Consider the following 23,595-nt stretch of genomic DNA (forward strand, 5'->3'; position numbering starts at 1 on the left):
CCGCTACAATGAGTGTAAGTATTTTGACGCTTGCTTGGTTTGTTGATTATTGATGGGCACCATCTTGTCACTTCGCGAATATAGCTCAAGTTTTATGGATTCCAATACTTTAAATCTAAGGTATGAGTTGGCATATGATAAATGAGATTATGGACATTTTTTAAATGGAAAAAAGTCTTTTAACTAGATTGGCTTTCTGGCAAAACAAGCAGTCGAAACTCGAGCTTGGCATCTACGTTTGTCAGGATAAGCTTGTCGTGTACCAAGCTAAGCACCCTGATGTCATCTCGTCTATCGAAACCGAACCTCATGTCGGCGAGGGCGTTGAAACCGAAAGTATTACTCACGAATTTGCGTTTAATGGTTCAAATTGGTCCGGTGTGTTTGCCTCGATTGCTAAGCAATTCAAACCCGCCAAGCTGCACATCACCTTGAGTTCTTCATTTTATCAATTGTTAATTGTCGACAAACCCAACGTAGAGCCCAGTGAGATGTCTCAGGCATTACTTTGGTCGGTCAAAGATATGGTGACTCACGCAGTAACCGATATCCATATTGATTACTTTGATTCACCCTTGCCCAATAGTGCTAAGTTAAGTGTTGTCGTTGCCGAGAAGGCAAGATTATCCGCTATGGTATTAGCAGCTCAAGAGCATCATATGCAAGTTTTAGGCATAAGCATCGAAGAGATGGCTGTTACCAGCCTCTTTGCCAAAGATAATCAAGCCAAGTTGGTTTTGTGTCATACCCCCGGGCAGGAATTATTGCTGACCGTAGTAAAACAGGGGCAGCTTTATATGCAGCGACGCGTGCGGGGCTTTGACAAGTTAGATACCGTTAGCGTCGATGATTTAGCCATGGGGATGGCCGATAGTTTAAGTTTAGAACTACAGCGTTCTATGGATTATTTCGAGAGTCAACTGCGTCAGGCGCCTGTGGTTTCGATTGAACTATTGATTAATGGTCAAGTCGATAAACTCTCTGAATTAGTGAGTGCCAATTTTGACCAGAAGGTCAATGCGATTCCTGTTGATACCGTTGAGGCTAAGATTGCCCTGCTGACCTGTGGTGAGTTTCACCGTGACGAGTCCAGAGAATCAGGAGTGCAGGTATGACGTTGAAGACGAGAGTCAATCTGTATTCAGATACCTTGTTGCCTCCGGTGCAAAGGCTTAGCTTTAAGCGTTTGGCTCAGGTATTGGTTTTTATGCTTGTTCTGTTTGCTATGGCAAGCTCAGCGAGCTACATCTTAGTGTCAGGGCTCGAGGCCGATAAGCTTGTACTTGCTAAGCAAAAATCTAACCTGGATAAGCAGAAAAAATCCCTCGAAGCGGCAATGGCAAAACGTGCACCCGATGCCGAACTCGTGGACCAAGTGGAACTTCTCACTCAGCAAATTGAACTCAAGCAGATGCTCATAGGTGAGCTGAGTCAGCGAGAAGCGCTTACGAGTCATGGATACTCTATGTTATTTAAAGATCTCGCTCGTGTAGCTAATAGCAATATCTGGCTCAACCGCATCAGAGTTGAAAATAATGAATTCATCTTCGAGGGTTTTAGCTCGGCGCCCAATAGCGTTCCTCTGTGGGTTGAACGCCTAAAGTCGACAGAAACTCTGAAAGGTCACGCATTTGCGGCGATGGCAATGAGTCGGGGTGAGGGTAAACCGTTAGCATTTACCTTGACCAGCAAGGCGGAAACCGAGGAGGCCAAGTGAAGCAGCAATGGAATGAATGGGCCGCTCGATTTGATGTACTGACCCAAAGAGAAAGAGTCATGGTGGCGAGTGCGGCCTTGATTGTGATAGGTATGCTGTGCTACCTCCCGTTAGAGTCATTATTGTTAGAGCATCAGTCTCTTGCTAGGCAGAATAAAGCTATCGCCAGTGAGAATAAGATTTCATTGCAGCAGATTGATCTGTATCAGCAGCGATTAGCGCAAAATCCTAATGATGAATATAACAAGCGTTTGAAGGTGTTGAAGCGGCAAGATGCCGATTTAGATGATCAGCTATCTTTTCAGATGGTAGATATGGTTCCCGCTAATCATATGCCTGCGTTATTGAGTGAATTGCTGGGGAAAGTCACTGGCATCACACTGCACGAATTCAAATCGATAGCACCCACTCCCTTGCTCGCCATTGGGGATGATAAGAAGATGAATCTATACAGTCATGGGATCCGTCTGACTCTGGAGGGAGATTACTTTTCGGTGCTTAAGTTTATCGAAGCCGTAGAGGGAATGCCCAGCAAGCTGTATTGGAAAGAAATAGATTATAAGGTCGATGAGTATCCCATTGCGAGTGTCGTGCTGGAACTTTATACCTTAAGCATAAATAAGGACTTTATCAGTGTCGCTACTCAAGGTTAGCCCGCTCATTGCATTGCTGATGTTGCTTGTGACTAGCACTCAGGCTGAGACATTAAGGGATCCGACAAGGCCGGGTTATGGGGCACTGGTTATCGCGTCTGTAGCTTCGAGTCATAGCAGTGACTTGATACTCAATAGTGTGATCAAGGCTGGACCTGTATCCCGCGCTGTGATTAATAATGAAATCTTCGAAGTCGGGGATCGGGTACAAGGGGTGAATATCACTGCTATTGAGATTAATTCAGTTTCATTATCAGATGGTCGTAAACTCACCATGTTCCAAGTGATAACAGAGTCAAAGGAAAATTAAATACAAATGAATGCGCTAAAAATTATTACGCCTCTGTTAACTCTGTTATTGGTTGCGTGTCAAACAACCAATAGACCAGAGCCGGTGGCCGCTAAAGAGGCACTGGCTGAGTCGGTACAAACAGAATCTAGTAAACAGGGCACGCCTCCTCCAGCGAAAATGCCTGAGTCTATTCAGAAGGAACTCGCTTCTGCTGAGTTACTTGCAGGATTAGCACCGAGCCGGAAAGCCGAGCGCCGTTTCGATGTGTCTGCTCATGACGTTGATGCTAAGGTATTTTTCCCCAGTTTGGTACAAGGTACACCCTTGAGTGTTGCCGTGCATCCTGATGTGAGCGGTAATATCTCTTTGTCGTTAAAAGGGGTCACATTGAGCGAGGCGCTACAAGTCGTCGAAGATATCTACGGCTATGAAGTCAGTCGTGTGGGGCGAATTTTACGTATCTATCCCGCCGGTATGCGCACCGAGACATTCCCATTGAATTACCTGTACATGGAGCGCCATGGTCTGTCTTTGACGTCGGTGAACTCGGGACGTATTTCAGATAATAATAACAATTCGAGTTCGGGTAGCAACAATAGCAACAGCAACAGTAATAACAGTAATAGCTCGTCCAATAACAGTTCTGGTTCGAGTAGTAATAGTAGTAATGAAACGACTAATGGTACCTTCATTCGCTCGACGACTAAGAGTGATTTCTGGGGAGAGCTAAAAAAGACCTTGGTATCGATTGTGGGCAACACTGGTGGTGGGCGTCAGGTCGTTATTACTCCCCAAGCAGGGTTAGTTACTGTTCGAGCATATCCAAATGAGTTGAGGCAGGTACGCACCTTCTTGAAAACTGCCGAGACTCATCTACAGCGGCAGGTGATCATAGAGGCTAAGATCTTAGAAGTCACTTTATCTGATGGCTATCAGCAAGGGATCAATTGGCAGAATGTCTTAGGCCATGTGGGTGATACCGATATTAAATTTGATACATCGGAACCTGCTGGAGAAGGTTTATCGGATCAGATCACCAGCGTGATTGGCGGGGTGACTTCACTCAAGCTATCGGGTACCAATTTTACCGCCATGATCAGTCTGCTCGATACCCAAGGTGATGTAGATGTACTATCGAGTCCTCGTGTTACGGCATTAAATAATCAAAAGGCCGTTATTAAGGTGGGCACCGATGAGTATTTTGTGACCGATGTATCGTCAACTACTGTTGCTGGCACTACACCAATAACGACACCTGAAGTCGAATTGACGCCCTTTTTCTCCGGTATCGCTCTGGATGTGACGCCACAGATCGATGGGGAGGGTAATGTATTACTGCATATTCACCCATCGGTTATCGATATCAAGGAGCAGACTAAAACGATTAAAATCTCTAATAGCACATTGGAGCTACCTTTGGCACAGAGTGATATTCGTGAATCGGATACCGTTATCATGGCCAGAAGTGGTGATGTGGTGGTGATTGGTGGCTTGATGAAGAGTGAGAACATAGAATTGGTCTCCAAGGTTCCATTGTTAGGCGATATTCCTCTGCTTGGTGAACTGTTTACGAACCGTGTTAAATCATTGAAAAAAACGGAACTGGTTATCTTATTAAAACCTACCGTAGTGGGTGCCGATACCTGGAAGAAGGAGCTACAGCGCTCTAAAGAACTGTTAGATCGTTGGTATCCAGAAGCGCAAGATGAAACAGAACAAGGGCAGTAAATTTTGTACCTGCAACATTTTGGGTTAGCGGAAACGCCTTTCTCACTTACCCCAAATACCGAGTTTTTCTTTGGGCTCGCGCCTCATGTCGAGGCGTTGCAGGTATTACAGACTGCGTTGCAGACGGGTGAAGGCTTTATCAAGGTGACCGGCGAGGTTGGTACGGGAAAAACCCTCATCTGCCGCAAGTTGATCAATGAGCTACCACAGCGCTTTCATTGTGCTTATCTACCTAACCCCTATCTATCTCCGGCGGAATTGCGTTGGGCCGTTGCGCTAGAACTGGGGCTTAAATATTCCGCCGATATCGATCAGATACAACTTACCGGACTTATACAGCAACAATTGCTTGCTCTGTGCGCCCATGGCCATTCAATTGTACTGGTTTTGGATGAGGCTCAGGCCCTTCCCGATGAGAGCCTGGAAGCACTGCGCCTGTTCACAAACTTAGAGACCGAGAGTCGCAAGTTGCTACAGGTGGTGCTGTTTGCTCAGCCTGAGTTGGATGAAAGATTAAATCAACACAGTTTTAGGCAGTTGAGACAGAGGATCACCTTCAGTTACTGCCTGCGCCCACTGACCTTGGATGAAGCCGATGCCTATGTTCAGCACAGGCTATCAGTCGCAGGTAGTGTGGGTCAGCCATTATTTGACCATAAAAATACGCGAGTGTTGGCAACTGCATCGAAAGGGATCCCCAGATTGATAAATATTTTAGCTCACAAGGCCCTGTTATTGAGTTTTGGTGAGGGTGCCAAGCGAGTCGAATACCGTCACGTTAAAGGCGCCATCATTGACACTCAAGATACTAAACTTAGCTATAGGGCTAGATGGTTTTGGTTTATGAGCTTGAGCCTCATATCTGTGACTAGCGGGCTAGGGGTACACCTATTTTATGGAGCCAGTGTATGAGCGTTATCAATTCTATGCTTAAAGATCTGGATAAACGTCAGCAATCCCATGATCTGGAAAACCTAAACGTTGCCCCGGTACAATATCAGGCTAAGTCTGCCTCAAAGCTACCTTGGATATTGCTGGCGATTGTCTCCGTTATACTGCTATCTGGAATAGCGTATAGCTGGCAAGCCTTGTCTAATTCTCAGCAGGGGTCATCAAATGCCCTATCGAATGTCGCAGAATCTGATATTACTTCAATTACAGAAGTTCAGAGTAGCGAATCAGATGCTCAACTGGAGCAGGCTAAAGTCGTTGCGGTAGATGCTCCTTCATCTTCAATGCAAGATGAAACGAGGGTTAGTAAGCTAGCTAGCCAAGTTGAGATTGAGTCGGTTCAAGCGGTAACATCAGGCGATGGATCAGTATCTTCGATAGAAGGATCGGAAGAGCCTTTATCAGCAAATCTGAAAGTGGTCGATAGTGATGTAAAACTAGTGAGAACAACCGCTCCAGAGGATATAATTAAGCCTGTTATTCAACCTGATACCACCGAAAATCCTACACTCGTTAGAGTTTCCCCCGTTGCATCTAAGCCCAGTTCGATGGCAGTCACTGAAGTGCAAGTTTCCAATGAACAGCTTGCTCTGAGAAGGTATCGTCTGGCGACAGAAGCTGAGAATCAGGGCTTGCTAAGCGATGCCATCGTCTATTACAGCGAAGTATTGGCGTTAACTCCAGTGATGCACAAGGCTAGACGAAAGCTCGCGGCTCTTTATTACGGTCAGGGTCGTCTCGACTCAGCCAGTGACATGCTGATAAAAGGCATGGCTCTTTTCCCCGAGGAATACGATTACCCCTTCTTGCTCGCCAGAGTACAGCAAGCCTCTGGTGATATTAAGTTGGCCATGTCCAGTCTGGAGCAGATCCCAGATGCAAGCCAACGGGCCAAGCAAAAATGGACCATGCAATCTAGCTTGGCACAGAAGAGCGACAACTATCAATTGGCCGAAGAAAGCTACCGAAAATTATTACGCATAGAGGCCGGTCAGGCTAGATGGTGGATGGGGCTTGGCTATGCCTTGGATTCACAGCAGAAATATGATTCAGCCAAGCAGGCCTACAGACAAGCCTTGTCAGCAGACGGCTTATCTAAGCAGGCGAGCGAATATATTGAAAATAGACTAGTCCAGTTAGGAGAGAGCGAGTGAAACCGAAGTTAAAGATGCGTCTGGGTGATCTTCTGGTTCTGGAACAGATCATAGGTGAGGCTCAGCTACTGGAAGCGTTAGCCGAGCAGAGAAGTAGTGGCAAAAAATTGGGCCGCACACTGATCGACCTTAACTCTATCACTGAAGAGCAACTGCTACGATTTCTCTCTCAACAGCTGAATATTCCATTTATCGATATCAGTAAGCGCCCCATTTCCAACGAAGTCGTCACCTTGCTGCCAGAAGTTCAAGCGAGACGTTACCGTGCGCTGGTCGTCGAAGATAATGGCGATAGTGTCTTGGTTGCCATGAGCGACCCGGCCGACTTACAGGCCATGGATAACCTTGAGGTGCAGTTGCTGCCTAAGTTATTGAAGATTGCCGTGGTGACCGAGAGTCAACTGCTGGACGCCTTCGATAATCTCTATAGGCGTACCGATGAGATAGCACAGATTGCGGGTAAGCTCGAAGAGGAATATGCCGCCGATGATCAGTTTGATCTTGCCAGCTTCACCGAGGGTGACAGTGATAATGAAACCACTGTCGTCAAGCTACTTCAGTCCATCTTCGAAGATGCAGTGCAGATGCGGGCCTCGGATATCCATATCGAACCTGGTGAGAAGGTACTACGTATCAGGCAACGTATCGATGGCCAATTACATGAGAATATTTTGCCAGAAGTGAGTATTGCCGCGGCTTTAGTTCTGAGGCTAAAACTGATGGCTGGCCTGGATATCTCCGAGAAACGTCTGCCGCAGGATGGCCGATTTCATATGGAGATTAAAGGACATCAGATCGATGTGCGTATGTCGACCATGCCTATTTACCATGGTGAATCTGTGGTGATGCGTCTGCTCGATCAATCCGCTGGCTTACTGACTCTGAATGAAACGGGTATGCCGCCGGAGATTTTAGCGCGAATTCGAAAGCAGATTAAGCGCCCGCACGGTATGTTATTGGTGACCGGGCCAACGGGTAGCGGTAAGACCACCACCCTGTACGGCATATTGAGTGAGCTCAACACCGCAGACAGAAAAATTATCACAGTTGAAGACCCGGTTGAATATCAGCTACCGCGTATTAACCAAGTTCAGGTCAATCATAAAATTGGCTTAGACTTCTCCCATGTGCTGCGCACCACACTACGTCAAGATCCAGATATCATCATGGTGGGTGAGATGCGAGATCAGGAGACAGTTGAGATAGGCCTTCGAGGCGCCTTAACCGGTCACTTCGTGTTGTCGACCTTACACACCAATGATGCGGTAACGAGTGCGCTGCGTCTGCTCGATATGGGCGCGGCGAGCTACTTAGTTGCGAGTGCCTTAAGGGTCATCATTGCTCAACGATTGGTGAGACGAGTGTGCCAGAATTGCTCCGTTGATTATCAGCTAACGGCGCAAGACAGTGTCTGGTTAAACTCGGTCAGTCATTTGGACTTCTCACAGGCTAAATTAAAGATTGGCTCGGGTTGCCAGAGCTGTAATGGCAGTGGTTACCGTGGCCGTATCGGTGTGTTCGAGATCCTTGAATTAGATGAGCCTATGGTAGAAGCCATGCGGTCCGGTAACCCACAAGATTTTGCCAATGCGGCCAAAGAGAGTCCTAATTTCACTCCTTTAGCAGAATCTGCACTTAAATACCTGGCAGAGGGGATGACTACTATCGAAGAGGTAGCCAAGCTAGTCGAAGATGTGACCGAGTCTCAAATTCCATTGTCGGTAGATATGGTTAATCAATAGTGTAAGAAATGACCTGAATAATCATGATGGCAAATATTAGTGGCAGTCTTATCCGTAGTGTAAGAAATGACTTGAATAATCATGATGGCAAATATTAGTGGCAGTCTTATCCGTAGTGTAAGAAATGACTTGAATAATGATGGTGGCAATTAATTAATGGCAGTCTATAAATACCGAGGGCGTGACGCCCAGGGACAACAAGTTACAGGAGTGGTTGATGCCACCTCTGAGAGTGCTGCTGCAGATCAGCTAATGTCTCGCTCGGTTATTCCATTAGAGCTCACTGAGACTAAGGAGAAGCAAGACTTCTCTCTGACGGAACTGTTTAAAGCTAAGGTGAGTCTCTCCGAGCTACAGATTTTTAGCAGACAGATGTATTCTTTAACCCGTTCCGGCATTCCTATTTTGCGCGCCATCGCTGGCCTGTCAGAAACGACCCATTCTCAACGTATGCGTGATGCCCTCGATGATATTTCTGAGCAGTTAACTGCCGGGCGGCCCTTGTCATCGGCAATGAATCATCATCAGGATGTGTTCGATGCGCTGTTTGTCTCCATGGTTCATGTAGGGGAGAACACAGGTAAACTCGAAGATGCTTTTATGCAGTTAGCGGGTTATATCGAACGTGAGCAGGAGACCCGGCGCCGGATTAAGGCCGCGATGCGTTATCCAATATTTGTCTTGATTGCCATCACCATAGCTATGGTGATCTTGAACATCATGGTGATCCCCAAATTTGCCGATATGTTTTCTCGTTTCGGTGCAGAGTTACCTTGGGCAACTAAGCTATTAATCGGTACATCTAGCCTATTTGTAAACTATTGGCCGGCCATGCTGGTTGGTGCCATAGGGGCATTTATCGGTATTCGCTACTGGCACAATTCTGAGAAAGGTGAGAAACAATGGGATAGGTGGAAGCTACATATTCCCGCCGTAGGTAGCATTATTGAGCGTTCTACCTTATCCCGGTATTGTCGTAGTTTTTCCATGATGCTCAGTGCCGGAGTCCCCATGACGCAGGCGTTAAGCCTGGTTGCCGATGCCGTAGATAACGCCTACATGCACGATCGAATTGTTGCCATGCGCCGGGGCATAGAATCCGGTGATTCTATGCTACGGGTATCGAATCATAGCGAATTGTTCACTCCTCTTGTGCTACAGATGGTTGCAGTCGGCGAAGAAACAGGTCAGATAGATCAGTTGCTTAACGACGCCGCAGACTTTTATGAGGGTGAAGTGGATTACGACCTTAAAAATCTCACCGCTAAACTTGAACCTATCTTAATTGGCTTCGTCGCGGGCATCGTATTGATATTGGCACTAGGTATATATCTTCCCATGTGGGATATGCTCAATGTGGTCAAAGGTGGAAGGTAAACTTTGGGCTAGCAGGTATATATCTAACCATATGGTGGGATATGGTCAACGTGGTCAAAGGCGGAAGGTAACTTCTGTTGCTAGTTTAAACCGGTATATACCTAGCTTTTTATGATGGGACATGCTCAGTGTGGTCAAAGGTGGAGGGTAACTTCTGTTGCTAGTTTAAAGCAGGTATATATCTAGCCATATGGTGGAATATGCTCAGTGTGGTCAAAGGTGGAAGGTAGATTTTGTTGCCAGTTTAAAGCAGGTATTTACCTAGCTCTTTGGCGGGTTATGTTCAGCGTGGTAAAAGGCGGGAAGTAGATGAAATTAGATAATTGTCTGGATAAGGCAGGAAAAACCTAATGCTAAGCCAGCAGAAAGCCGATGGAGAGTTATTGGAACTATATGGCAAGATGATAGCAATTGTCTTGTTGCTCGCCTTACTAGGCGTATTAGGTTTTAGGTATTTTGGTTCGGTGAATAATATAGCTGCTCAGGGCTTGCGGATCGATCATACTCGTTTTTTAAATGTGTTGGGTATGATCAAGGCACAATGGTTAGCTCAAGGTCGACCCAAAGAGATGAGGCTGGATTGGGATACTGGTAGCGTAATAAGCGTTAATAATCAGGTGACTGAATTGGAAGAGATGAATCTTGTTAAAATGAGCTCAGGAGGCTGGCCATTACCTAATAAGTTGGATTCTGCAGGTTGTGAACAACTTTGGTATCGCTTACTAGGTTTGGATACCGCGTCACAACAAGTTGTATCTTCGCTTAGTCAGGGGGGAGATGTTTGTAGCTACGTTGCTAACAACTTGGATCGTCTTGGTTATCAGCTGACAACCGGGCGCGTAATTTTTTTGACGAATGACAAAGAATAGAGAAAATAGAGTCGTTTCATAGGTTTCTAAAATTCACCGAACTGTTAGAATTGTAAAATATGCTATGGGGGCTTATATGGATAAGCAGGTCAGTTATCAAATGAGAATTCAAATGAAAGAGCAATGTAATAAAGGGCTAACTATGACTAACTCTCGAAGCCGTCAGCAAGGTTTCTCTTTAATAGAGCTTGTGATTGTAATAGTGATCCTCGGTTTGCTCGCCGCAACCGCTATCCCACGTTTTCTCAATGTCACTGATGACGCTGAAGATGCCAGTTTAGATGGTGTTGCTGGTGGTCTTGCTACCGCTGTCGGTTTTGTGCGTGCGCAGTGGGAAGTCGATGGTCGTAATAACAATACGGTGATCTTAGATGGCACGAGTGTGTCTCTTGATACACGTTTTGGTTTCCCTACAGGAACTGGTGCCAATGGCACAGACGTAACGGCTATGAATGATAATCGTTGTCAGCAAGTGTTTAACAGCATTCTTCAGAGTGCACCGCGAAATGTACAATACACAGATGATGCCCGTAATCAGCGTTACACAGTACGCTTCTTAGACGGAGTCGGTGGAAATGCAATAGATCTTAATGGTGATACTGTAAATAGTATCGATTTATGTGTTTATCATCAGGTCGCTTCTTTAGCGTTAGATCAATCAACTGGGGTTGCAACACCCACTCCCGATTTGAATGTGGGTAAAGGGATCACCTATAACCCAGGTACGGGCACGGTAGTTAGTTTTACTAACTAAAATTAGTATGTAGCTCTTGATGGCTAAAGAGCTAATTTAAGAATTAATGTTCGCTGCTGAAAGTGGCGATTAAAAGAGTAGGAAAAGGTAGTAGATAGATGAAAAAACAAAATGGTTTTACGCTAATCGAATTAGTGGTCGTTATTATCATCTTAGGTATTCTTGCTGTAACAGCTGCACCTAAGTTTATTAACTTACAAGGTGATGCACGTGAATCTTCACTACAAGGTATGAAGGGAGCCATTCAGGGGGCAAACAGTTTAGTTTTTTCTAAAGCTGCTATTTCTGGTGGTGAGAAGAGAGCTAAGGCATATTGGACTGGTGATGCTACGGATTCAGCAGATGAAAAGGGAGGAGTTGATATCGGTACAGGTACCAAGGCAAAAACTAACTTTGGTTATCTGCAAGGCTTACAAGCGGAACTTGAAAATGCAATAGATGTAGATTTTAACATCGGGACTTCTGCAACGGATCCTACAATTGCGACAGATAATAATGCTGATTGGATTATTTTTGTTGATTCAGGCGTTGCAACTATTTGGCAGACAGGGGCTCCAGCGACCTGTAGATTCAACTATACAGAGTCTACAGCTGAAGGGGCTATTCCTCAATTCTCAGCTATGCCAGAAGCTTCAAGCTGTTAATGTATTTTACTTATTATAAGCTAAGTGGATGATCGAATGAAAAGACAAAATGGTTTTACTCTTATAGAGCTAGTCGTAGTTATTATTATCTTGGGGATCCTTGCCGTTACGGCTGCACCTAAGTTTATAAACCTTCAAAGCGATGCACGTAAGTCTACGCTAGATGGGATGAAGGGGGCTCTCCAAGGAGCTAATTCTCTTATTTTTTCAAAAGCAGCTATATCAGCTGAAGAGAAAAAAGGTTCAGCAGATGCTTCAACAACAGGCTCGGTTGATATTGGAACGGGAACTCCTGCTGCAACAAACTATGGTTACTTACAATCAACAGCTACTCAATTAACAAATGCTATGGATCTGAGTATCAGTAACGATGAAGATGATACTGTTGATTGGTATATTGCTGAAGGTGATGATGGCGCGAAATCTGCGCAACTTTATCAAGCTGGTTCTGCTCGTTTTGGTAACACAACAACGACGACTAATAGATGTTATGTGACTTATACACCAACAACATCAACTACAGCTGCTCCTACCTATGTAGTGACAGATGATGATTGTTAAATAGAATGTATAATCTTAAAGGCCTGCTAAGCAGGCCTTTTTTGTGCCTATTGGTTTTGGCTGAATAACCTTAATCTGCTTAGCTTTTCTCTCCGCCTGATAACCCTCTAATTTACTTCCAATAACTATCCATATCGTTTCAATGTGTTGCTTTATTGTTAACGATGGTATTATTTGACTAGAATTAATAGATATTGCATGGATGCGTAGACTAGAGGAATATGCGGTATGAATAAGATTAAGCAGCAAGGTTTTACCTTAATTGAATTGGTAGTGGTGATCATTATCTTAGGTATTTTAGCGGTTACGGCAGCTCCTAAGTTTATTAATCTTCAGTCTGATGCCAGAGAATCGACCCTTAGCGGTATGCAGGCTGCACTCCAAGGAGCGAACTCCCTCGTTTTCTCGAAAGCTGCAATTGCGGGGGTTGAAACAGAAAATAATCAAGATGTTGAGCTTGCAACTGGCGTGACGATAGAGCTTGATTATGGCTATATCAAAAGCTTTGGTGCTGAGGTTACTACGATTTTGAACCTTGAAATAGCATTGGATATGCAATTTGAAGAGATAACTGCTGCCGGTACAGCAGCTACAGAAGACTGGGGGGTTCGTTCAACTGGGTCTACCATTACGTTCGTACCTAAAGGCAAAACCCCAAATGGTGACTGCCGTTTAGACTATACAGAAGCATCAGAAACTAATGATGTGATTACTTTACCTACTTATAATCTTGTTGGTACTGATTGTTAGACGATAACCTTAACAATAGATTTAGTGCATAAAATTGAACCTCTGGCTAAAACTGGAGGTTTTCTTGTTTATAGCTTCCAAAATAAACACTCTTTAGCAAAACACCAATTTTTAAGTCGATAGATATTATATACATATAAAATATCACAGTTTTTTGTCATACTTAGCGGTAAGTGTTTTGTGGTACCCAATTCAAACTTTCGGTATAAAGATGAGAAAAAATGCGGGCTTTACTCTAGTAGAGCTAGTCACCACTATCATGCTCATTGCCATTCTCTCTGTGGTGGTCTTGCCACGTCTAATGACTAGCTCTAGTTACAGTGCCTTTACCCTGCGTGACGAGTTTATCAGTGAGTTACGCAAAGCTCAGCTGTTGGCGATGAATAATCAAGACCGCTGTTATCGAGTCGATGTCGATGCCGACGGTTATCAGTTGCGCCGTTTTGATAATAATACCTGTACCGGAACCAGCCGCACGGAAGCTAAACAAGCATTTTCGGGAGGTGCTAGCTTGATGCGCGCCTCAGATGACAATAACACCTTCAATGTTAGCTTTAATATCTCTGGCATCTCTAATATGGGGTGTAGTGGCACATGTATCAATGTTATTGCCGACGAGACCTTGACCATCAATATCGAGAGTCAGGGGTATATTCATGGGCGTTAACTCTTTTATGAAATTATCAAAACTTTCAGCACCATCTTATAAGTCTAAAGGGTTTACTTTAATCGAGCTGGTTGTTGGCATTGTAGTATTGAGCATCGCCTTAGTCTTGCTAACCAGTATGTTATTCCCTCAAGCCGATCGTGCTGCAGAGACCTTGCACAGGGTGCGCTCCGCCGAGCTGGCTCACTCTATTCTTAATGAGATTTGGAGCAAACGTTATGATCAAAACACCAATGCCAATGGCGGCGTACCCGCTTGTGGTGCGGCTGTAAGGCCTGTGCTAGGTTTACCCGCAGGGCTTGCGTGCACGCTTGCTGCCAATTTGGGGCCTGATCCCGGAGAGAACCGAAACAACTTTAATGATGTTGACGATTATCATGGCTTAACCCAAGCGAGTTTAATGCTTAACTCGGTTAATACCTATGGCAGTGAATATCCTAATTATCAGCTTAACGTAACAGTTGCTTATCCTAATGCTTCCGATATGGATACCAAGATAATCACCATAGCCGTGACTACGCCGAATAATGAGGTGATAATTTACAATGCGGTTCGGAGTAATTACTGATGCGTTCTTTAAGGAGATCTAAGTCATCTGGGTTTACACTAGTTGAGATGGTGATGGTGATCATTATCCTTGGTGTTATGGTGCTTGGAATCAGTAGTTTTGTCATCCTAGGTACACGCATCTTCGTAGAGTCGACCTCAGTCGATCAGGTGCTTAGTCAGAGTCGCTTTGTTATGGAACGTATGACTCGTGAACTTCGCAATGCAGTACCGAATAGTCTACGTGTAACTATTAATCCAGCAACGTTTCAATGTATCGAATTCGTGCCGATTCAGGCCAGTGCTTCATATCTGGATATCCCCATTTCTCCTGGCGCTGCTAGTGAGACCGGGATAGTAATGACACCATCTCAAGGTATTAATGCTACTCATCGAATGCTGGTTTATCCTTTACAGCCTGGGCATATCTACTCTGCTACACCTACAGGGGCGCAAAGCCGCTTGCTTGATATCACTAGTTTTGTTCCAGATATTGCTCCAAATACGGGAACCGTCACTTTCGACCGTTTAGTGCGTTTTAGTGAGGCCTCGCCACGAAGTCGTTACTTTTTGGTGGATAATGCGGTGAGTTACTGCTTTTTTGTCAATGGCGATATCAGACGTTACCAAGGTTATAATATGTTTAATGCGACTCAGCCAACTCCTGTTCAAATGGGAGGCGACGCTAGTAGTGCATTAATGGCGGAGAATGTAGTGATAAATGGTGCTTGGCCTATTTCCTATACCCCAGGTACCTTAGCTAACAGCGCGGTGGTGCAGTTAACACCGCAGTTTGAGGTCAATGGTCAAGCGTTCCAATATCAACATCAAGTGCAGGTGGTCAATGTCCCCTAATATGAATCGACGTACTCAAATATCATTTCAAGGGTTTGCAACTACTAGTCCAGCTAAGCAGCAGGGCAGTGCCTTGGTGATTGGTATTTTTGTGATTACTGTGATGTTTTTAATGGCGTCAGCTTTGATTAATGTTCTTGAGGATGCCGATGAACAGGTAAATCTGGAAGTATGGGGAACCCGCGCGTTAGCGGCGGCTAACTCAGGCGCAGATAGTGCCCTTGCACAACTGTTCCCTTTAGATGCATCTACTGCAATTTGTGCTGCTACCAGTGACTGGGCGGTACCGGATGTGCCGGGTTTTCATGCCTGTAGAGTCGCTTTGACCTGTAACGCTATGCTAGTAGATACGGTAAATCACTATCGGATAACCAGTAGCGCAACCTGTGAAACAGGAGATTGTGACAATGATAATGGCAACTGTTTGAGAGTAAACCGCCAGGTGGAGGTAGAAGCCCGTGATTAATACAATTAAGCATCCATTTGCAGTCGTGTTACTGTTTATTTTTTCAGGAGCAATTGCCACTGCTGAAGCCACTGACTGGAGTCTGACTTTTATTGAAGGTGCCAACTCTTTCGATAAGGATGGGGAGATCAAGTTTGAAAATTCTGCGAGGCTTAATAATGCGCCACAAAATGGCCAACTCCCAGCGCCTAAAGTTGATGACAGTGGTAAGGCTTGTTACCCCAATGGCGGTAATGCTAAAAAGTGTAAAAAGTCGAATCAGTTGGCCCAACTTCCAGCAGAAAGAGTGAACTTCTCTCAGTGTAAATCCAATAGTAATAACAATATAGGCCCGCCTAGTAATGGCAACCCTACCATCGATGTTCCAGAAGGGGAGTATGGCGATGTAAAGTTGGAAGGCGGCTCTAATAGAACCATACGTTTTACTACTGTCGATGGTATATACAAGCTAAAAACATTGCAGGCTAAGAGTGGTCGCCTAGAGTTATCTTCGGGTCAGTATTGGATTGGAAATTTAGAAATTAATCAAGGTGTTACAATTGTCTTCCCCTCTACAGGTACGGTAAGCTTTTTTATTGATGGGGGCTACGACATAGTAAATGATGACTCCCCTGCAGATCCTACTCGTTTTTTAATTTATTCCTATGATGATATCAAACTCATGGGAGGCCTTAACCTTAATGCATACCTTGTAGGTGAGGACGATGTTTTATTGGAGGGAAGTTCAACGCTTAACGGTGCAGTTACGAGTGAAGAGATTGAATTAAAAGGTGGCGCAGTTATTAATTTTATCAATCGAACTGGTGAAATTAATGTTATTCCAGATTGTAATGCAGAGCCTGTATTACCGGTTGTGCCATTGCAATGCCCAGCAGAACAAGCTGGAGTTGCTGGGATAACTTATCGTACTTATGACGCGACAAACTGGAAGCCTGGGCAATATACCAGTCCGGTCGATCACGATGACTTTAATGACCTTGTTGCTACGGTTAAAACCACGATCAACCAGCTAGGTGAATCTATAGAGTCACGAATTGAAGGATATGGTGTCAACATCAGTCCCCATTCTAATCAGGGTGATAACTATGCAGGCATCTTTGAAGGTTACTTAGATGTGCCTGAAACGGGTAATTATACCTTTGGCATTGATGGTGATGATTCGATAGAGCTCTTGATTGACGATCAAGTTGTGGTCGGGTTTTATGGTCTACATGGCCAATGTGGTTGGCCGTGTCGAACCGGAGATATTGCATTAGCTCAGGGAACACATAAAATCGAGATGCGTTTTCATGAAGCTACTGGTGCTGAGGCGTATCACCTGTATTGGCAGCCACCTTCGGCATCAAGTCCAGTAAAAGTACCCGAGTCGGCATATCTAACCTGCCCATTTCCTCAATTTGAATTTGGTCGGGTCAGCTTGGGCAGCGGAAGCGCTGTCATTAATTTTGAAAATAGCTATGCAACAGCACCTGTGGTAATGCTGATGCCTACCATTGATGGAGAAACTCCCACCAACGATGGCCCTTCTAGCGTAAGGCTAGTTTCGAGTAGTGCTACTACTGCGAATATCTCTCAAAATGACCCTCCGGGTAACCGAGTATCGGCCGATGATATGCCTGAGGTGGATTATTTTGTGATGGAGTCTGGTTATCGTTTCTTAGCTCGGGGCAAGGCGCTGCAAGCGGGAAAGATAGAGACGGAAAAGTATCAAGGTAAGCGACTGCCTTCTTCAGGAAGAGGATATGAAGATGTTAGTTTCTGGCATAAGTTTGGCGCTAAGCCTGCTATGGTCGGACAAACGTTAACACGAGAAAATAATCGATTTATTACCACTGTGATAAATAATGTGAGTTCACAAGGTGACGAATTTGATATTGCCATCGAAGCATCAGAGGTGAATGGTTCGATAACTCAAGATGAAACCTTAGGTTATGTTGCCGGGTTAGGTTCAGGCTCCTTGCAGGTCAATGGCGAGGTCATCTTGTACGAGTTTGACTATGCACTCAATCACAGTGCGGGGGGCAGTACTCGCACACTGACGCAGCAATGTGCTTATTCGACGAACTATGAAAATACCTACCCAAGTCAACCTTACCTAATCGCAAATAAGAATTCTCGTCGTGGAGGCGATGGTGGTTGGATCAGACGCTGCCGCCAGGAAAATTTTGCTAACTCTGTTAGCTTTGTGGTTGATGAAGATCAACTGTTGGATGCAGAGCGCAATCACCTTGCTGAAGATATTGGTTACTTTGCCTTTGAAGCTGTTGCAGAGCCACCAGCGACAAACCATTACCGTATAGAATTCTCATCTGGCGCAATTAGCTGCGCGGCAAAGGATATACTTATTCGTGCTTGTGCTAATACTGATTGTACTGCTGAAACTTCAGTTTTATCCACTGTTGACTTGACCAAAAATGGTGGCGTCTACAGTACGATTAACTTTACTGGACATACAATACCTCCCACATCGCTCTGGCATACTGACGGTGGAGTTGTAGTCGTAGGTCTTGGTGCTACAGCTCCGTCCGGTTCTTATCGTTGTTTTATAGATGGCACAGAGGTGTTAGATATTGATCAATGTAAATTAGTTTATGAAGATACTGGTTTTTACTTTGATGTGCCTAATACTAGCTCTTGCAAAGATACTGCTAGCTTTGAATTGTTTGCAGTGAAAAAGGACTCTCAGACACAAGAATGTGTCCCCCTTTTCAGTAATCAAACTAAAGCAATAGATTTTAACTTTGAGTACAAAAAACCTAGCTCTGTTAGTAATGAGGCTTCATTGATACTTAGTAGTTTGCATGTGCCAACAGCTATTGTAAGCATTGATGGTGGTGATACAAAGAGTTTAAATGTGAGCTTTGATACGAATGGTAAAGCCGAGTTAAAGGCAAATTACCCAGAAGCTGGGGTGGTCACGTTAAAAGCATCTCATATTCATAGTGTGAACACTCCTAATGGTACCGAAGAGCTGCTACTTGAATATTCAGATGATTTTACCGCTGCTCCTGCTGGTTTTCATTTCTTTAATATAAGTAGTAATAAGACTTGTATTGGCGGCGACCCATACGGTGCCAACTGTGAGGTGTTCGCTAAAGCTGGTGAAGATTTTAATATGGGAATGAAGGCTGTTTGTTGGGAGTCTGATGGCGACACAGACTTTAGTAATAATACTGCACTACAAAACTTTCAGTTGGACAATATAGGAATTACAGCAAAAGTAGATCAGCCATCTACAGGTAGTGATGGTAGTTTTGGAGATACTTCAATTAACTTTGATCTTATTACTGGGGAGACTTCGGAAACTATAGTTCAAAGTTGGAGTGAGGTGGGAACAGTGACTGCCTCACTCAGTCAAGATTTAAATTATGAAGGGGTTACCATTACCCAAGATAAGTCGAGTAGCGAAGTCTTTGGTCGTTTTACGCCTGCATATTTGGAAATAATTGGAAATACCCCAGAAATTTCGCACGCATGTGGTAGCTTTACATATATAGATCAGCCTTTTAGCTTCTTATCTGGAACAGAACCTAAGATACAAGCCATTGGGAAGTCTACCTCTTCAAGTGTGACCAGTAATTACCAAATAGATCCATGGTGGCGCTATAAAGACAAAGACTCTTCTGAACAGAACCGATGGTCGGGTCGTAGTTATAGCGATAATAGCAGCATTGCAACGGTTGATGACAGAGATGAACCAGCTCTTTCTGGCACAGTGATGTTTTCGAGTGAACCTGCTGCCTACCTTGCTGGTGCTCAGGTTAATTATTTAAGAACTGCTTCGGCTGTTGCACCATTCAATGCTTTATTTAATTTGAATTTACTTGCCTTAGATGTGACTGATGATGATGGAATTTGTTTCCAATCTGATGCTAATTCGCAATGTATTGGCTTTACCTTTACCGATATTGGTAAAGATAAAAGCATGCAACAACGCTATGGCCGTATGATTCTTGAAAATGGCTATGGACCTGAGTCTGAAAGCCTGCGCTTGCCAATACGAACTGAATATGTGGGCTCAGTAGCCGAGAGTGTTCCGACTTGGGTAGTCAATGATGAGGATCAGTGTTCTATTTATAATACTGCTTCTTCATCGGATAATGGGGAAACGGTAACTACAGGTATGAATATGCAGTTTCCTACAGGCTTCCCATCGATTACGGCGCATAGTAATGATGAACTAACTTTACAAAGCGGCATAATACAAAGTGGTATTAATCAAATATATTTCACTGTTCCAAATGCTACTGGTGTAGTACCACTTAAGCAACATGTTGCACCTTGGCTTAAATGGTATTGGAATTACGATGCCAGTAATGTTAATGGTTTATACGATCCAAGAGCCAGTGCTTTCTTCGGTACTTATCGAGGTCATGACAAGGTGATCTACTGGCGGGAAGTTAACTAACGTTAGATTAAGATTGCGTTAAAGAGCGGCTTCGAGATCTTATCCCCATCTCTTAGTCAACTCATAGGTTCACTCGAAATCCTTCTTTATTACATTAGAGGAGGATGTTCATTCTCTTAGGACAAAGGCCAATTTTTTCCTCTTTTTCCATGATATTTAAAAATAAAACGCTTCATTAGCAAATGTTAACCTCATCGCCCTTGTGTCATAGGGGTGTCGTTGTTAAAGTTAGCTGATTTTTTATTTTTCGGACTCGACTGAGACAGGCTGGTTACATGTTCAAGAAGCTGCGTGGCATTTTTTCTAACGATCTTTCGATCGATTTGGGTACGGCTAACACCTTAATTTACGTTCGCGATGAAGGGATAGTACTTAACGAACCTTCAGTTGTGGCTATTCGTAGTGAACGAGGGAATAGCGGACAGAAGTCCGTGGCGGCTGTAGGTACAGAAGCTAAGCAGATGTTGGGGCGTACTCCGGGTAATATCCAGGCTATACGTCCGATGAAAGACGGCGTGATTGCCGACTTCTATGTGACTGAGAAGATGTTGCAACATTTTATCAAGCAAGTGCACAACAACAGTGTGTTCCGCCCAAGCCCTAGAGTCTTGGTTTGTGTACCTGTTGGTGCGACACAGGTCGAACGCCGTGCGATTCGTGAATCTGCTATGGGCGCAGGCGCTCGTGAAGTTTACTTGATCGAAGAGCCTATGGCGGCTGCGATAGGTGCGGGCCTTCCTGTTTCTGAAGCGACGGGTTCTATGGTTGTCGATATCGGTGGTGGTACTACCGAAGTTGCAATCATCTCACTCAATGGTGTGGTGTATTCATCTTCTGTTCGCATCGGTGGTGACAAGTTTGATGATGCAATCATCAACTATGTGCGTCGTAACTACGGTAGTCTGATCGGTGAGGCAACAGCCGAACGCATCAAGCACACCATAGGTACCGCGTATCCAGGTGATGAAGTATTAGAGATCGAAGTTCGCGGCCGTAATTTAGCCGAAGGCGTACCTCGTAGCTTTACCCTGAACAGCAACGAAATTTTAGAAGCATTGCAAGAGCCTTTGTCTGGCATTGTTAGTGCTGTGATGGTTGCACTAGAGCAATCTCCACCGGAATTAGCCTCAGATATCTCTGAGCGTGGCATGGTATTAACGGGGGGGGGCGCATTAATCCGCGATCTGGACCGTTTACTCATGCAGGAAACGGGTATTCCGGTCATGGTTGCCGATGACCCATTAACCTGTGTTGCTCGAGGTGGTGGCAAGGCGCTAGAGATGATCGATATGCATGGCGGTGATCTCTTCTCCGAAGAAACCTAATTAGGGTCGAATGAGGCGGTGTTAAACCGCCTTTTTTATTCTGTTCCTCATTATCGCCACAGGGTATAAAAGCCTGATATTATTTTTATGATCCCATGAATACTAATTAGTATTTCGTAACCATTTATAGTTTTTTATGAAGCCCATTTTTGCACGTGGTATTTCAAACCAGTTTAGATTAACACTGGCTATTATTTTGTCGGTGATCCTCATTGTGGCCAACGGCCGGCTCGATCCTGTTCGTAAATCTATCTCTTCTGTTCTAAGCCCACTTCAATACGTTGCTAATGTCCCCGGCGCTCTGCTCGATTGGTCTGCCGAGAGCCTTGCGACTCGCAACATGCTCGCTAAACAAAACAAAGAGCTATTGCGTCAACAGCTACTGATGAGTGAACGCCTGCAGCGTTTCGAACAACTAAGACAGGAAAACGATCGTCTGCGTGGTTTGTTGGGTTCTCCGGTACACATGGATTCCAAGAAAGTGGTTGCCGAGGTGATGGAAGTCGCCAGCGATCCCTATCATCAATATGTTGTGTTAAACCAAGGGGCGAGAACCGGCGTTTTTGTCGGCCAGCCTGTGGTAGATGCACAGGGTGTCGTAGGCCAAGTCGTGCAAATCAGCGAGTTAACCAGTCGAGTGCTGCTTATCTCGGATGTCACTCACGGTATACCTGTGCGTATAACACGTAATGATGTACGTCTGGTGGTGAATGGCACAGGTGTTCTCGATGAGCTTGAACTTAAATTTGTGTCAAAGAGCACAGATATTCGTGTTGGCGATCTGCTGGTGTCCTCTGGGCTAGGTAATCGTTTTCCCGAAGGTTATCCTGTAGCCCGGGTGATGAGAGTGATTAAAGATGATGGCCAGAGTTACGCCACTGTTACGGCTCAACCATTGGCGGCATTAGATCGTATTCGATACCTGCTGCTGATTTGGCCCGATGAACCAGAACACGGCCAAGATCATAATGACATTCCGGTACAAGAATCCAGTGATGTTAAGCCTGAAGCTAAGCAAGAGGTGAGCGGATGAGCATGCATATAGCCAATGGCCGTTGGGTGGTGTGGTTAAGCCTTCTTGGTGCCATGTTATTACAGATCATGCCCTTGCCGGACATAGTTGAAGCTTGGCGTCCCGACTGGTTATTACTGGTTATCATCTATTGGGCTATGGCGTTACCCCACAGATACAATATTTTATCAGCCTTTGCATTAGGGGTGATGTTAGATATCTTGCTGGGTGCTCACTTAGGTATTCGTGCGCTATCTATGTCATTAGTCGTCTATGTAGTCGTACTTCATTTTCAGCGCTTGCGTAACTTCCCTATGTGGCAGCAGGCCTTGATGATTTCAAGTTTAGTCTGCCTGCATCATCTGGTGGTGTTTTGGGTTCAGTTTGTGGTGTCGACAGTCACATTTGATGAGAACCTGTTTTTACCCGCTATTTCCAGTTTGATTATCTGGCCTTGGGTATTTTGGATGTTACGTCGCTTACGACGTTTATATAAGGTGAGATAGAAATGCCATTTTCCGGTCCACTCGTTTTGGCTTCGGCCTCCCCGCGTAGAAAAGAGATACTGACTCAGTTAGGTTTTTCACGTGCCGACTTTAGTTTTACGACCTTGGCAGCGGATATCGATGAGAGTCATATATCCGGAGAGACGCCTCAAGTGTTCGTGTCTCGTCTGGCAGTAGAAAAGGCTCTTGCCGGGCTGGACTTGTGTCGAGTCGAGGGAGCCCCAGTTGTACTTGGCTCAGATACCATAGTGCTATTAGGCGATAAAATTTTAGGTAAACCAATCGATGAAGCCGATGCCCTGAAGATACTATCCCAGCTATCGGGTGAGGTTCATAGTGTCATGACGGCTGTCGCTTTAACGGATGGGAACAAGACAGTGACGCGCCTCGTTGAGACCAAGGTACAATTTTGCCGGTTAACCGAGCAGGATATTTTGGCCTATATAGCTACTGGCGAACCCATGGATAAAGCCGGAGCCTATGGTATTCAAGCGTTAGGTGGCAGCTTTGTCGAGCGCATTGATGGCAGTTATTCTGCTGTAGTGGGCTTGCCCATGGTAGAGACCCGGGAACTATTACAAGAGATGAACATTTTATAAAGTTATCTAGGCCCTAGAA

Annotated in this window: 23 protein-coding genes; all 23 read left to right on the forward strand. The window is 44.8% G+C overall.

All coding sequences use genetic code 11. The annotated features are described in order from the left end of the window. Nucleotides 1-164 precede the first annotated feature (164 nt). The 23 genes from FS373_RS25700 (at nucleotide 165) to FS373_RS25810 (ending at nucleotide 23,576) form a co-directional block, all read left to right on the forward strand. On the forward strand, nucleotides 165-1,115 hold the full coding sequence (locus FS373_RS25700) for an MSHA biogenesis protein MshI (RefSeq protein WP_144044595.1): 951 nt from the start codon (nucleotides 165-167) through the stop codon (nucleotides 1,113-1,115). After that, complete coding sequence (locus FS373_RS25705; protein ID WP_144044596.1) at nucleotides 1,112-1,717, forward strand: PilN domain-containing protein; 606 nt, start codon at nucleotides 1,112-1,114, stop codon at nucleotides 1,715-1,717. The genes FS373_RS25700 and FS373_RS25705 overlap by 4 nt, the downstream gene beginning before the upstream one ends. Continuing rightward, the gene (locus FS373_RS25710; protein ID WP_144044597.1) at nucleotides 1,714-2,370 is read left to right on the forward strand and encodes an MSHA biogenesis protein MshJ; all 657 of its coding nucleotides are present in this window, start codon (nucleotides 1,714-1,716) and stop codon (nucleotides 2,368-2,370) included. Before FS373_RS25705 ends, FS373_RS25710 begins: the two co-directional genes overlap by 4 nt. Then, nucleotides 2,351-2,680: an MSHA biogenesis protein MshK gene (locus tag FS373_RS25715; RefSeq protein WP_144044598.1), complete on the forward strand. Its 330-nt coding sequence runs from the start codon at nucleotides 2,351-2,353 to the stop codon at nucleotides 2,678-2,680. Before FS373_RS25710 ends, FS373_RS25715 begins: the two co-directional genes overlap by 20 nt. A gap of 6 nt (nucleotides 2,681-2,686) precedes the next feature. Next, entirely contained in the window at nucleotides 2,687-4,390 is a 1,704-nt protein-coding gene (gene mshL / locus FS373_RS25720) for a pilus (MSHA type) biogenesis protein MshL (protein WP_144044599.1), read from the forward strand. Nucleotides 4,391-4,393: 3 nt separating this feature from the next. Further along, entirely contained in the window at nucleotides 4,394-5,302 is a 909-nt protein-coding gene (locus FS373_RS25725; RefSeq protein ID WP_152830896.1) for an ExeA family protein, read from the forward strand. Beyond that, a complete protein-coding gene (locus FS373_RS25730; protein ID WP_152830897.1) occupies nucleotides 5,299-6,495 on the forward strand; it encodes a tetratricopeptide repeat protein in 1,197 nt (398 codons plus the stop codon). The genes FS373_RS25725 and FS373_RS25730 overlap by 4 nt, the downstream gene beginning before the upstream one ends. Beyond that, the gene (locus FS373_RS25735; protein WP_322619568.1) at nucleotides 6,492-8,237 is read left to right on the forward strand and encodes a GspE/PulE family protein; all 1,746 of its coding nucleotides are present in this window, start codon (nucleotides 6,492-6,494) and stop codon (nucleotides 8,235-8,237) included. The genes FS373_RS25730 and FS373_RS25735 overlap by 4 nt, the downstream gene beginning before the upstream one ends. A gap of 156 nt (nucleotides 8,238-8,393) precedes the next feature. Then, nucleotides 8,394-9,614 carry a type II secretion system F family protein gene (locus FS373_RS25740; protein ID WP_144044603.1) on the forward strand — a complete coding sequence of 407 codons (1,221 nt, stop codon included), beginning with the start codon at nucleotides 8,394-8,396 and terminating at the stop codon, nucleotides 9,612-9,614. Nucleotides 9,615-9,964: 350 nt separating this feature from the next. Beyond that, nucleotides 9,965-10,483: a hypothetical protein gene (locus FS373_RS25745; RefSeq protein ID WP_144044604.1), complete on the forward strand. Its 519-nt coding sequence runs from the start codon at nucleotides 9,965-9,967 to the stop codon at nucleotides 10,481-10,483. 142 nt (nucleotides 10,484-10,625) lie between these two features. Then, nucleotides 10,626-11,237, forward strand: coding sequence for a prepilin-type N-terminal cleavage/methylation domain-containing protein (locus FS373_RS25750; protein WP_144044605.1), 612 nt, complete (start codon nucleotides 10,626-10,628; stop codon nucleotides 11,235-11,237). A 98-nt stretch (nucleotides 11,238-11,335) separates the two neighbouring features. Beyond that, complete coding sequence (locus FS373_RS25755) at nucleotides 11,336-11,881, forward strand: type II secretion system protein (protein WP_144044606.1); 546 nt, start codon at nucleotides 11,336-11,338, stop codon at nucleotides 11,879-11,881. A gap of 36 nt (nucleotides 11,882-11,917) precedes the next feature. Further along, nucleotides 11,918-12,442 carry a prepilin-type N-terminal cleavage/methylation domain-containing protein gene (locus FS373_RS32630; RefSeq protein WP_144044607.1) on the forward strand — a complete coding sequence of 175 codons (525 nt, stop codon included), beginning with the start codon at nucleotides 11,918-11,920 and terminating at the stop codon, nucleotides 12,440-12,442. 228 nt (nucleotides 12,443-12,670) lie between these two features. Next, complete coding sequence (locus FS373_RS25765; RefSeq protein ID WP_152830898.1) at nucleotides 12,671-13,192, forward strand: type II secretion system protein; 522 nt, start codon at nucleotides 12,671-12,673, stop codon at nucleotides 13,190-13,192. A gap of 211 nt (nucleotides 13,193-13,403) precedes the next feature. Then, nucleotides 13,404-13,859, forward strand: coding sequence for a pilus assembly FimT family protein (locus tag FS373_RS25770; RefSeq protein WP_144044609.1), 456 nt, complete (start codon nucleotides 13,404-13,406; stop codon nucleotides 13,857-13,859). Beyond that, nucleotides 13,849-14,427 carry a prepilin-type N-terminal cleavage/methylation domain-containing protein gene (locus tag FS373_RS25775; protein ID WP_407695624.1) on the forward strand — a complete coding sequence of 193 codons (579 nt, stop codon included), beginning with the start codon at nucleotides 13,849-13,851 and terminating at the stop codon, nucleotides 14,425-14,427. Before FS373_RS25770 ends, FS373_RS25775 begins: the two co-directional genes overlap by 11 nt. Next, nucleotides 14,427-15,260: a PilW family protein gene (locus FS373_RS25780; protein ID WP_144044611.1), complete on the forward strand. Its 834-nt coding sequence runs from the start codon at nucleotides 14,427-14,429 to the stop codon at nucleotides 15,258-15,260. The genes FS373_RS25775 and FS373_RS25780 overlap by 1 nt, the downstream gene beginning before the upstream one ends. Next, the gene (locus tag FS373_RS25785; RefSeq protein ID WP_407695625.1) at nucleotides 15,250-15,726 is read left to right on the forward strand and encodes an MSHA biogenesis protein MshP; all 477 of its coding nucleotides are present in this window, start codon (nucleotides 15,250-15,252) and stop codon (nucleotides 15,724-15,726) included. The genes FS373_RS25780 and FS373_RS25785 overlap by 11 nt, the downstream gene beginning before the upstream one ends. After that, nucleotides 15,719-20,134: a DUF6701 domain-containing protein gene (locus tag FS373_RS25790; protein WP_322619569.1), complete on the forward strand. Its 4,416-nt coding sequence runs from the start codon at nucleotides 15,719-15,721 to the stop codon at nucleotides 20,132-20,134. The genes FS373_RS25785 and FS373_RS25790 overlap by 8 nt, the downstream gene beginning before the upstream one ends. 275 nt (nucleotides 20,135-20,409) lie before the next feature. Then, complete coding sequence (locus FS373_RS25795; RefSeq protein ID WP_152830899.1) at nucleotides 20,410-21,459, forward strand: rod shape-determining protein; 1,050 nt, start codon at nucleotides 20,410-20,412, stop codon at nucleotides 21,457-21,459. 136 nt (nucleotides 21,460-21,595) lie between these two features. Continuing rightward, entirely contained in the window at nucleotides 21,596-22,492 is an 897-nt protein-coding gene (gene mreC, locus FS373_RS25800; RefSeq protein WP_144044612.1) for a rod shape-determining protein MreC, read from the forward strand. Next, entirely contained in the window at nucleotides 22,489-22,977 is a 489-nt protein-coding gene (gene mreD, locus FS373_RS25805) for a rod shape-determining protein MreD (protein ID WP_144044613.1), read from the forward strand. The genes mreC and mreD overlap by 4 nt, the downstream gene beginning before the upstream one ends. A 2-nt stretch (nucleotides 22,978-22,979) precedes the next feature. Next, nucleotides 22,980-23,576 carry a Maf family protein gene (locus tag FS373_RS25810; protein ID WP_144044614.1) on the forward strand — a complete coding sequence of 199 codons (597 nt, stop codon included), beginning with the start codon at nucleotides 22,980-22,982 and terminating at the stop codon, nucleotides 23,574-23,576. Nucleotides 23,577-23,595 lie beyond the last annotated feature (19 nt).

Source organism: Shewanella sp. YLB-07 (assembly GCF_009377275.1).

Excerpts from the sequence above, each read along its gene's own strand:
- FS373_RS25700 (WP_144044595.1), top strand. The coding sequence starts at position 165 with ATGGAAAAAAGTCTTTTAACTAGATTGGCTTTCTGGCAAAACAAGCAG.
- FS373_RS25705 (WP_144044596.1), top strand. The coding sequence starts at position 1,112 with ATGACGTTGAAGACGAGAGTCAATCTGTATTCAGATACCTTGTTGCCT.
- mshL (WP_144044599.1), top strand. The coding sequence starts at position 2,687 with ATGAATGCGCTAAAAATTATTACGCCTCTGTTAACTCTGTTATTGGTT.
- FS373_RS25730 (WP_152830897.1), top strand. The coding sequence starts at position 5,299 with ATGAGCGTTATCAATTCTATGCTTAAAGATCTGGATAAACGTCAGCAA.
- FS373_RS25740 (WP_144044603.1), top strand. The coding sequence starts at position 8,394 with ATGGCAGTCTATAAATACCGAGGGCGTGACGCCCAGGGACAACAAGTT.
- FS373_RS25745 (WP_144044604.1), top strand. The coding sequence starts at position 9,965 with ATGCTAAGCCAGCAGAAAGCCGATGGAGAGTTATTGGAACTATATGGC.
- FS373_RS25750 (WP_144044605.1), top strand. The coding sequence starts at position 10,626 with ATGACTAACTCTCGAAGCCGTCAGCAAGGTTTCTCTTTAATAGAGCTT.
- FS373_RS25755 (WP_144044606.1), top strand. The coding sequence starts at position 11,336 with ATGAAAAAACAAAATGGTTTTACGCTAATCGAATTAGTGGTCGTTATT.
- FS373_RS32630 (WP_144044607.1), top strand. The coding sequence starts at position 11,918 with ATGAAAAGACAAAATGGTTTTACTCTTATAGAGCTAGTCGTAGTTATT.
- FS373_RS25765 (WP_152830898.1), top strand. The coding sequence starts at position 12,671 with ATGAATAAGATTAAGCAGCAAGGTTTTACCTTAATTGAATTGGTAGTG.
- FS373_RS25770 (WP_144044609.1), top strand. The coding sequence starts at position 13,404 with ATGAGAAAAAATGCGGGCTTTACTCTAGTAGAGCTAGTCACCACTATC.
- FS373_RS25775 (WP_407695624.1), top strand. The coding sequence starts at position 13,849 with ATGGGCGTTAACTCTTTTATGAAATTATCAAAACTTTCAGCACCATCT.
- FS373_RS25780 (WP_144044611.1), top strand. The coding sequence starts at position 14,427 with ATGCGTTCTTTAAGGAGATCTAAGTCATCTGGGTTTACACTAGTTGAG.
- FS373_RS25785 (WP_407695625.1), top strand. The coding sequence starts at position 15,250 with ATGTCCCCTAATATGAATCGACGTACTCAAATATCATTTCAAGGGTTT.
- FS373_RS25795 (WP_152830899.1), top strand. The coding sequence starts at position 20,410 with ATGTTCAAGAAGCTGCGTGGCATTTTTTCTAACGATCTTTCGATCGAT.
- mreC (WP_144044612.1), top strand. The coding sequence starts at position 21,596 with ATGAAGCCCATTTTTGCACGTGGTATTTCAAACCAGTTTAGATTAACA.
- mreD (WP_144044613.1), top strand. The coding sequence starts at position 22,489 with ATGAGCATGCATATAGCCAATGGCCGTTGGGTGGTGTGGTTAAGCCTT.
- FS373_RS25810 (WP_144044614.1), top strand. The coding sequence starts at position 22,980 with ATGCCATTTTCCGGTCCACTCGTTTTGGCTTCGGCCTCCCCGCGTAGA.